This is a genomic window from Klebsiella sp. MS 92-3 (assembly GCF_000195655.1).
In the GTDB taxonomy this organism is placed as follows: Bacteria; Pseudomonadota; Gammaproteobacteria; order Enterobacterales; family Enterobacteriaceae; genus Klebsiella; species Klebsiella pneumoniae.
Window position 1 is genome coordinate 33203 of record NZ_GL882831.1, and the last position, 8835, is coordinate 42037.

Genomic DNA, 8835 nt, shown 5'->3' on the forward strand with positions numbered 1-8835 from the left:
CAATCTTCTCATACTGCTGGAGGAAAGAACTTACTCTACTTCACGGACATCCACACGCAGCTCTTTCGGCACTTCAAAGACGATATTCTCTTCCCGGCCTTCCAGCGGCACGGCTTCGCCGCCGCCCAGCTCCTGCAGGCGGGTAATGACGTTCTGCACCAGAATATCCGGCGCCGACGCGCCCGCCGTCACGCCGACGCAGGCCGCATCCTTGACCCACGCTTCCTGGATATCGGAGGCGTCGTCAATCAGGTAAGCCGCCTTACCCATCCGCTGCGCCAGCTCGGCGAGGCGGTTAGAGTTGGAGGAGTTTTTCGACCCGACCACCAGCACTACGTCAGCCTGCTCTGCCAGCGCGCGCACGGCTTCCTGACGGTTAGTGGTGGCATAGCAAATGTCGTCTTTGCGCGGGCCGACGATTTTCGGAAAACGCGCGCGCAGGGCGTCAATCACATCCGAGGTATCGTCGACGGAGAGCGTGGTCTGGGTCATAAACGACAGCCGGGCGTCATTTTTCACTTCCAGCTTCAGCACGTCTTCCGGCGACTCGACCAGGTACATCCCCCCTTGCGGGTTGTTGTACTGTCCCATGGTGCCTTCGACTTCCGGGTGGCCGGCATGGCCAATCAGAATCGACTCTTCGCCGCGGCGGCTGGCGCGGGCGACTTCCATATGGACTTTGGTCACCAGCGGACAGGTGGCATCGAACACCGTAAGGTCGCGGCTCTTCGCTTCGTTGCGTACCGCCTGCGACACGCCGTGGGCGGAGAAAATCAGGATCGCGCCGTCCGGCACTTCGCTGATCTGTTCGATAAAAATGGCGCCACGCTTGCGCAGGCTATCCACCACATAGCGGTTGTGCACCACTTCATGACGAACATAGATCGGTGCGCCATACAGCGTCAGCGCGTTTTCTACAATGCTGATAGCGCGGTCAACGCCAGCGCAAAAACCGCGCGGGTTAGCCAACAGGATCTGCATGTTACTCCTCCAGCGCCGGATCGATCTCCAGCACTTCAATATCAAAATGAACAGTGCGCCCGGCCAGCGGATGGTTGAAGTCAACGGTGATGGAATCGCCGTTCACTTCGCGGATCACGCCAGGCATTTCGCTGCCATCCATTGCGGTAAAGAGCATAATCGCGCCGATCTCCGGCTCGCCAGCGTCGATAAACTCGCGGCGAGAGAAATACTGAATCAGGTCCGGGCTGGGTACGCCAAAGGCGGCGTCAGGCTCCAGCGAAAAGGCCTTTTTCTCCCCCTCTTTCAAACCGAGAAGCTGTTGCTCCAGCCCTTCAGACAAAGAGGTGTCGCCGAGGCGAAACAGCGCCGGTTTGCCGTTGCTGCGGGTGGACTCGGCAGTGGAGCCGTCGTCCAGTTTCAGAGTGAAGTGCACCAGTACCGCGCTGTTGCTCTGTACGGATTTAGACATGCAAATTGCTCGCTTGTTTAGGTCACCCGGTGCCCGGCGGCATTACGCTTACCGGGCCTACGGGGGCCAAAAATTCTGTAGGCCGGGTAAGCGTCACGTCACCCGGCATTGAGATTTACGCCTGCTCTTTCACAGTCGGTTTCGGCAGGAAGCCTTCCAGCACAATCAGCGCTGCGCCGATGCAGATCGCGCTATCGGCGAGGTTGAAGGTGGCAAAATGCCAGTCGCCGACGTAGAAGTCGATCATATCGACCACAAAGCCATGCCACAGGCGATCGAACAAGTTGCCCAGCGCGCCGCCGATAATCAGCGCGTAGGCAATATTGTTCAGCTTTTGCGTCGCCTTCGAACGGTACATCAGCACCGTCAGCACTACGCAAATACCGATCGCGATCCCGGAAAAGAACCAGCGCTGCCAGCCGCCGCTGTCGGCGAGAAAGCTAAAGGCCGCGCCATAGTTGCGGGCATAATGCAGATTAAGCGACGGGAACAGCGGAACCGTCTCCCCCAGAGCGAAGTTCTGGAGGATCAGGAATTTGCTGCCCAGATCGATAATCAGCACGGCTACGACCACCCACAGCCAGCGTAGCCCCGTTGAACAGATCGATTTACTCATCAGGCGAATTTACGTTGCTCGCCGTCACCGGCGACGTTGCTCACACAGCGTCCGCAGATTTCCGCGTGTTCCGCCACCTTGCCGATATCGGTGGTGTAATGCCAGCAGCGCGGGCATTTCTCACCTTCAGCTTTACTCAATGCGACTTTCAGCCCTTTGAGCAGTTCGCTTTGCTGCGCATCAGCGGACGCGCTCGCATAGTCTGCGACGTTCGCCCCGGAGGTCAACAGGACAAATCGCAATTCATCGCCCAGCGCATTGAGCTTAGCCGCCAGATCGGCATCAGCATACAGCGTGACTGCCGCTTCCAGCGAGCCGCCGACTTTCTTATCCGCACGCGCCTGCTCGATCACCTTGTTGACTTCGCCACGCACCTTCAGCAGCTCGTCCCAGAAATCGTCGTTCATCGCTTCGTCGTCGGCCAGGCCGAACAGACCTTCATACCACTCGCCGGTGAAGACATATTTCTCACGCTCGCCCGGCAGATAGCCCCAAATTTCATCTGCGGTGAAGGACATGATCGGCGCCATCCAGCGCACCAGCGCTTCCACGATATGGAACAGCGCGGTCTGGCAGCTGCGACGCGCCACGCTGTCCGCCTTGGCGGTGTACTGGCGGTCTTTGATGATGTCGAGGTAGAACGAGCCCATCTCGATGGAGCAGAAGCGCATCAGGCGCTGCACCACTTCATGGAAGTCGTAGGATTCGTAGGCTTTCAGGATATCTTCCTGTGCCGCCTGCGCGCAGCCGACCGCCCAGCGGTCCAGCACCACCATCTCTTCCGGTTTAACCATGTCTTTCGCCGGATCGAAACCGTTAAGGTTCGCCAGCAGGAAGCGCGCGGTATTACGGATACGACGATAGCTGTCGGCGGCGCGTTTGAGGATCTCGTCAGAGACCGCCATTTCGCCGGTGTAGTCGGTGGAAGCCACCCACAGGCGCAGGATATCGGCGCCGAGCTTGTTCATCACGTCCTGCGGGCTAACGGTGTTGCCGATAGACTTGGACATTTTGCGGCCCTGACCGTCGACGGTGAAGCCGTGGGTCAGTACCTGGCGATATGGCGCTTTGCCTTTCATCGCCGTGGAAATCATCAGCGAGGACATGAACCAGCCGCGATGCTGGTCAGAACCTTCCAGATACATATCGGCGGCGTGACCGGCGAATTCCGGACGCACGTCAACCACGGAAGAGTGGGTCGACCCGGAGTCAAACCAGACGTCGAGGGTATCCGGCACTTTCTCATAGCTGTCGGCGTCATCGCCAAGAATGTCGCGGGAATCGAGATCCCACCACGCCTGGATGCCGTCAACTTCAACGCGTTTTGCCACTTCTTCCATCAGCTCAAGGGTACGCGGGTGCAGTTCGTGGGTTTCTTTATGCACGAACAGCGACATCGGCACGCCCCAGGTGCGCTGACGGGAGATACACCAGTCAGGGCGGTTAGCGACCATCGATTCGATACGCGCCTGGCCCCAGTCCGGGATCCACTGCACGCCTTTGATCTCTTTCAGCGACTGCGCGCGCAGGCCTTTCTGATCCATGCTCACGAACCACTGCGGAGTGGCGCGGAAGATGATCGGCGACTTGTGGCGCCAGCAGCATGGATAGCTGTGCTGCAGTTTCTCAACGTGTAACAGCGCGCCACGCTCACGCAGCATCTCAACGATGATGTCATTGGCTTTGAAAACATTAATGCCGTCCAGAGACGGCCAGGTGCCAGGCAGGTAAGCGCCGTCCGGGCCAACCGGGTTGGCGATTTCCAGACCGTATTTCTGGCTGATGGTGTAGTCGTCCGGACCGTGGCCGCCAGCGGTATGCACCGCACCGGTACCGGCATCCAGCGTCACGTGGTCGCCAAGGATCGCCGGCACGTCGAAATCGAGGAACGGATGCTTAAAGCGCATCAGCTCAAGCTCAGAACCTTGTACTGCCGCCAGAATAGTGTAGTCCGTCGCGCCAACGCGCTTCATTACGCTCTCAACCAGGTCTTTCGCCAGGATCAGCGCCTGGCCGTCAACCTGCACCAGCGCATAGTCGAACTCAGGAGACAGAGAGATAGCGCGGTTGGCCGGCAGGGTCCACGGCGTGGTGGTCCAGATAACCAGCGACACCGGACCGTTGACGTCGGCTACGCCGAATTTCGCAAGTACCGCGGCTTTGTCTACCGCGTGGAACGCGACATCGATAGACGGAGAGGTTTTGTCGTAATACTCCACTTCCGCTTCCGCCAGCGCGGAACGGCAGTCTACGCACCAGTGCACCGGTTTGGCGCCTTTATGCAGGTGGCCATTACCGATGATTTTGCCCAGCGCGCGGATGATGTTGGCTTCGGTTTTGAAGTCCATGGTCAGGTACGGATGCGACCAGTCGCCCAGCACGCCGAGACGGATAAAGTCTTTACGCTGGCCATCGATCTGCTCGGCGGCATATTCGCGGCACTTAGCGCGGAATTCGGCAGCGGTAAATTTCTCACCCGGCTTGCCGTATTCCTGCTCCACTTTCAGCTCGATCGGCAGACCGTGGCAGTCCCAGCCCGGAACGTAAGGCGAGTCATAGCCCGTCAGTCCTTTGGACTTAACGATAATGTCTTTCAGAATCTTGTTTACCGAGTGACCAATATGAATGCTGCCATTCGCATAAGGAGGGCCATCATGCAGAATGAAGGTTTTTTTGCCTTTTTTGGCTGCACGAATGATGCCGTACAGGTCATCATCGGTCCAACGCGCCAGCATTCCCGGTTCGCGTTTGGCGAGGTCGCCACGCATAGGGAACCCTGTTTCCGGCAAATTCAGGGTCGATTTATAGTCACTCATCAGATTCTCGGTTCCGTATTTCGGTTTGATAAACACCAGTGGCTCAGGCCTGGCTGGTCAGCCCAAATAATTCGCGGGCCGTTAACTCATCACGTGCGATTTGCGCCTTCAGCTCGTCCAGCGACGCAAACCGCTGCTCGTTACGTATCTTTTTACGCAGTATTACATTGATATGGCGACCGTAGAGGTCCATTACAACGTCCAACAGATGTACTTCGAGCTGCTGACGCACGCCCGCAACCGTTGGACGGGTGCCAATATTGGCGACGCCCGCTATCGGTTTGTCACCCAGCCCTGTCACTTCTACCGCATAGACCCCTTTAACCGGGGAAACCTGACGACGCAGCGGTAAGTTCGCCGTCGGAAAACCTATGGTTCGGCCTAGTTCATCACCATGCACGACGCGTCCGGAGATGCTAAACGGATGGCCGAGCAGCGTCTCCGCCAGCAGGAGATCGTCATCGGCCAGCGCCTGGCGTACCGCCGTGCTGCTGATTCGCACCCCGCCTTCGCAGAAGGTTTGGGTACTGGTGACGTCGAAGCCATATTCCGCCCCCGCCTTTTGTAATAACAAGAAATCCCCCTGGCGACCAGCGCCAAAGCGGAAATCGTCACCAACGGCGAGGAACTGCACGCCCAGGCGACGCACCAGCAGTTCACTGATAAAATCCTGCGCGGTTAGCGCGGCGAACCGGCGGTCAAAGCGAACGCACAATACATAGTCAACCCCGCTTTCAGCCAGATAGCCCAGCTTTTCACGCAGGCGGGTCAATCGCGCCGGGGCTTTATCTGCGGCAAAGAGCTCCAGCGGCTGGGGTTCAAAAATCATCACCACGACCGGTAAACCGCGCTGGCGGCCCTCTTCGCGCAACCGCTGCAGCAGCGCCTGATGCCCACGATGCACGCCGTCGAAATTACCAATGGTCAGCACGCACCCGTGCGGGGCCTGACTGAGATTATGTATGCCGCGTATCAGCTTCATGTCTGGCTCAAAACAGTGAAAATCGTCCGAGTATACCTTGTACAACTGTCAACGTTAACCAGCGATTGCACCTCGGCAACGAAAGTTCTCAGGAATTCATTCACTCAGCGCGAGAAAGCGGGAAAACTGGCCGCGCCCGGCGATTTTTATGGTGGAAAAGCTGTATTCGCCTGCAACAAGCTGGTAGAATCTTGCGCCATCACTACGTAATGAAGCGCTGTGGTGTTAAACGGCGCTTATTTGCACAAATCCATTGACAAAAGAAGGCTAAACGGGCATATTCCTCGGCCTTTGAATTGTCCATATAGAACACATTTGGGAGTTGGACCTTGGCTAATATCAAATCAGCTAAGAAGCGCGCCGTTCAGTCTGAAAAGGCTCGCAAGCACAACGCAAGCCGTCGCTCTATGATGCGTACTTTCATCAAGAAAGTATACGCAGCTATCGAAGCTGGCGACAAAGCTGCTGCACAGAAAGCATTTAACGAAATGCAACCGATCGTGGACCGTCAGGCTGCTAAAGGTCTGATCCACAAAAACAAAGCTGCGCGTCATAAAGCAAACCTGACTGCACAGATCAACAAACTGGCTTAATCGCCTGCTTGCTGAACTTTGTTAAAGAAACCCGCGAAAGCGGGTTTTTTTATGCCTATCATCTTCCCCCGGTAGCGCACGCTGGCGCGATCTGAGCCACGCCAGCCCACGCCTTCCGGCTATCGGGGTTCGGTGAACAGCGACGAATAATCGCGATTACAGATACGCTGTACCGCCGGGTGCTGAATCATTCGTTCAGCGAAAATAGCGTGATACTCCTCCATCACGCTATCCATACGGCCAATTTCGACAATCGATTCATCATGGTAGAAATCATGCGCGTAGAGCGTCGGCGCGACAAATATCGCATTATGTGCGGCGCCGAAGGCTTTCATGAGCGCCGCGTCGTCAAACTCGCCGAGGATCTCCACCTTCAGGCCCTGCACGTTAATCCAGTTCAGCAGCTTACGTCCCAGCATCGATCGCCGGCCGGGGATCAGCAGCCGCCGCTCTTCGAGGCAGGCCGGGAACGGCTTCGTCGGCGCCGGATTCATGCACCAGAAGCTGACGCTGCACTCGCCGATCTTCACCGAAAATAGCCCTTCCTGCTGCGTCGAGTCGATCGGGCAGTCAGAGATAATCATGTCGAGCTTATGCTGGCTCAGCTGCTCCAGCAGCAGTTCATGAGTGGATTCAAAACAGCGCAGATGAATCTGCTCGCTCTCAACGACGGCGGCATCCAGCACGCCGCTGACCAGCCGTTTCGAGAGCGCATCGGCCACGCCGACGTCAAACAGCAGGTTCGACTCTTTGCGATAGTTGACGATGTCGAGCATCTCCTGGCTGAGGGTAAACATCCGGTCGGCATAGCGAAAAACCAGCTCCCCCAGCTCGCTCGGCTCAAGCCCCCTTCCCTTTCGCTTAAATAATTTCCCCTGCAGGCGCTCCTCCAGGGCTTTGATCTGCCCGGTAATGGTCTGCGGCGTCAGAAACAGCGCCTCCGCCGCGCCCACGACGGACCCTTCTTTATACACGTGCCAGAAGTAGTACAGATGATTGTAGTTAATATGTGACATGCTTCTCTCCCTGATAATGTCCAGGAGAGCCTGGCGGGCTCTCCTGCAGAAAGGTTATACCGCGAGGCGAGTATCCGTCACGCGCTGACGCAGTATGAGGTAGCCGACGACCGCTGATAGCACTGAGCCGATCAGAATGCCAAGCTTGGCCCAGTTGATCAACGCGGGATCCACGCTGCCAAAGGCCAGGGTGGCGATGAAAATCGACATCGTAAAGCCAATCCCGCACAGGATCCCCACCGCCATAATTTGCTTGCAGGTGGTACCCTCCGGCAGCGAAGCCCACTTCAGCTTCAGGGCCAGCCAGCAGAACAGGCTAATCCCCAGCGGCTTACCGATAAACAGGCCAGCCATAATGCCCAGCGGCAGGAGCGACGTCAGCCCGGCAAGGGTGACCCCCTGCAGTGAGACCCCCGCGTTCGCGAAGGCAAACAGCGGCAGGATCATAAACGCCACCCACGGGTGCAGGACATGCTCAAGCGCTTTGGCCGGCGATTTGCCATGCTTTTCCTCGAGCGGGATCATAAAGCCGACAATCACCCCGGCAAGGGTCGCGTGAACGCCAGACTTCAGCACCGCCGTCCACAGCACCGCGCCAACCAGAATATAGATCCCGGTACGCCGCACGCCGCTCAGATTCAGGGCCACCAGCACCGCGATCGCCGCCGCCGCCACGCCCAGCGAGAGCATGGACAGGTCGTGGGTATAAAACAGCGCGATAATCACGATAGCCCCGAGGTCATCAATAATCGCCAGCGCCATCAGGAAAATCTTCAGCGCCGTCGGGACCCGGCTACCTAACAGCGCCAGCACGCCGAGGGCAAAGGCAATATCCGTCGCCGCCGGGATCGCCCACCCTTCTCTGGCGACAGGATCCTGGGCGTTAAAGGCCAGGTAGACCAGGGCCGGGACGATCATGCCGCCCAGCGCGGCTATCACCGGGAAGACCGCCTGACGGCGGCTCGCCAGCGACCCCTGAATCAGCTCACGCTTGACCTCCAGGCCAATCAGCAAAAAGAACACCGCCATCAGGGCATCATTGATCCATAACAGCATGTTCTTGTTGATCTCCAGCGCGCCCACACGCAGCTGTACTGGCGTCTCAAGGAAGGAGTGATACAGACCGCTGGTCACGCTGGTATTGGCCATCACCATCGCCAGCGCGGCGGCGATAATTAAGACAATGCCGCCGGAAGCATCGCTACTAAAGAATCGTTGCAGATGTTTCACTTTTACTTTCATCCTGTTGGTGAATAACTCGATAAAAGCATAATACACATACTGATAACTCGAAAAAATCAGATTTAAGTTGCGCTAATATTCGCTTTTTACGAGTTAAAGGGGAGTTCTAAGGCGAAAAAAAGCCCGGGCAGCAAAGGC

At 57.4% G+C, this 8835-nt stretch carries 8 protein-coding genes and 1 pseudogene; 1 reads left to right on the forward strand and 8 read right to left on the reverse strand.

Annotated features, from left to right (window positions below; all coding sequences use genetic code 11):
• Positions 1–30: 30 nt before the first annotated feature.
• The 6 genes and pseudogenes from ispH to HMPREF9538_RS33380 all read right to left on the reverse strand — a co-directional run.
• Positions 31–981, reverse strand: coding sequence for a 4-hydroxy-3-methylbut-2-enyl diphosphate reductase (ispH, locus tag HMPREF9538_RS08560; protein WP_002887979.1), 951 nt, complete (start codon positions 979–981; stop codon positions 31–33).
• A gap of 1 nt (position 982) precedes the next feature.
• The gene (fkpB, locus tag HMPREF9538_RS08555; protein WP_002887976.1) at positions 983–1432 is read right to left on the reverse strand and encodes an FKBP-type peptidyl-prolyl cis-trans isomerase; all 450 of its coding nucleotides are present in this window, start codon (positions 1430–1432) and stop codon (positions 983–985) included.
• Positions 1433–1547: 115 nt separating this feature from the next.
• Complete coding sequence (lspA, locus tag HMPREF9538_RS08550; protein ID WP_002887973.1) at positions 1548–2048, reverse strand: signal peptidase II; 501 nt, start codon at positions 2046–2048, stop codon at positions 1548–1550.
• A complete protein-coding gene (ileS, locus tag HMPREF9538_RS08545) occupies positions 2048–4864 on the reverse strand; it encodes an isoleucine--tRNA ligase (RefSeq protein ID WP_004212580.1) in 2817 nt (938 codons plus the stop codon). The genes lspA and ileS overlap by 1 nt, the downstream gene beginning before the upstream one ends.
• A 43-nt stretch (positions 4865–4907) precedes the next feature.
• Complete coding sequence (gene ribF / locus HMPREF9538_RS08540; RefSeq protein WP_002887969.1) at positions 4908–5846, reverse strand: bifunctional riboflavin kinase/FAD synthetase; 939 nt, start codon at positions 5844–5846, stop codon at positions 4908–4910.
• Positions 5847–5853: 7 nt separating this feature from the next.
• Positions 5854–6059: pseudogene (locus HMPREF9538_RS33380) on the reverse strand (DUF2575 domain-containing protein); the annotation flags it as partial.
• 116 nt (positions 6060–6175) lie between these two features.
• On the opposite strand from HMPREF9538_RS33380, the gene rpsT reads away from it, so the two are divergent.
• Complete coding sequence (gene rpsT, locus HMPREF9538_RS0128080; protein WP_002887965.1) at positions 6176–6439, forward strand: 30S ribosomal protein S20; 264 nt, start codon at positions 6176–6178, stop codon at positions 6437–6439.
• 119 nt (positions 6440–6558) lie between these two features.
• Here the strand turns inward: rpsT and nhaR are convergent, their stop codons facing one another.
• Both nhaR and nhaA read right to left on the reverse strand, forming a co-directional pair.
• Complete coding sequence (nhaR, locus tag HMPREF9538_RS08535; protein ID WP_002887961.1) at positions 6559–7455, reverse strand: transcriptional activator NhaR; 897 nt, start codon at positions 7453–7455, stop codon at positions 6559–6561.
• 54 nt (positions 7456–7509) lie between these two features.
• Entirely contained in the window at positions 7510–8685 is a 1176-nt protein-coding gene (nhaA, locus tag HMPREF9538_RS08530) for a Na+/H+ antiporter NhaA (RefSeq protein ID WP_004192071.1), read from the reverse strand.
• Positions 8686–8835: the final 150 nt, after the last annotated feature.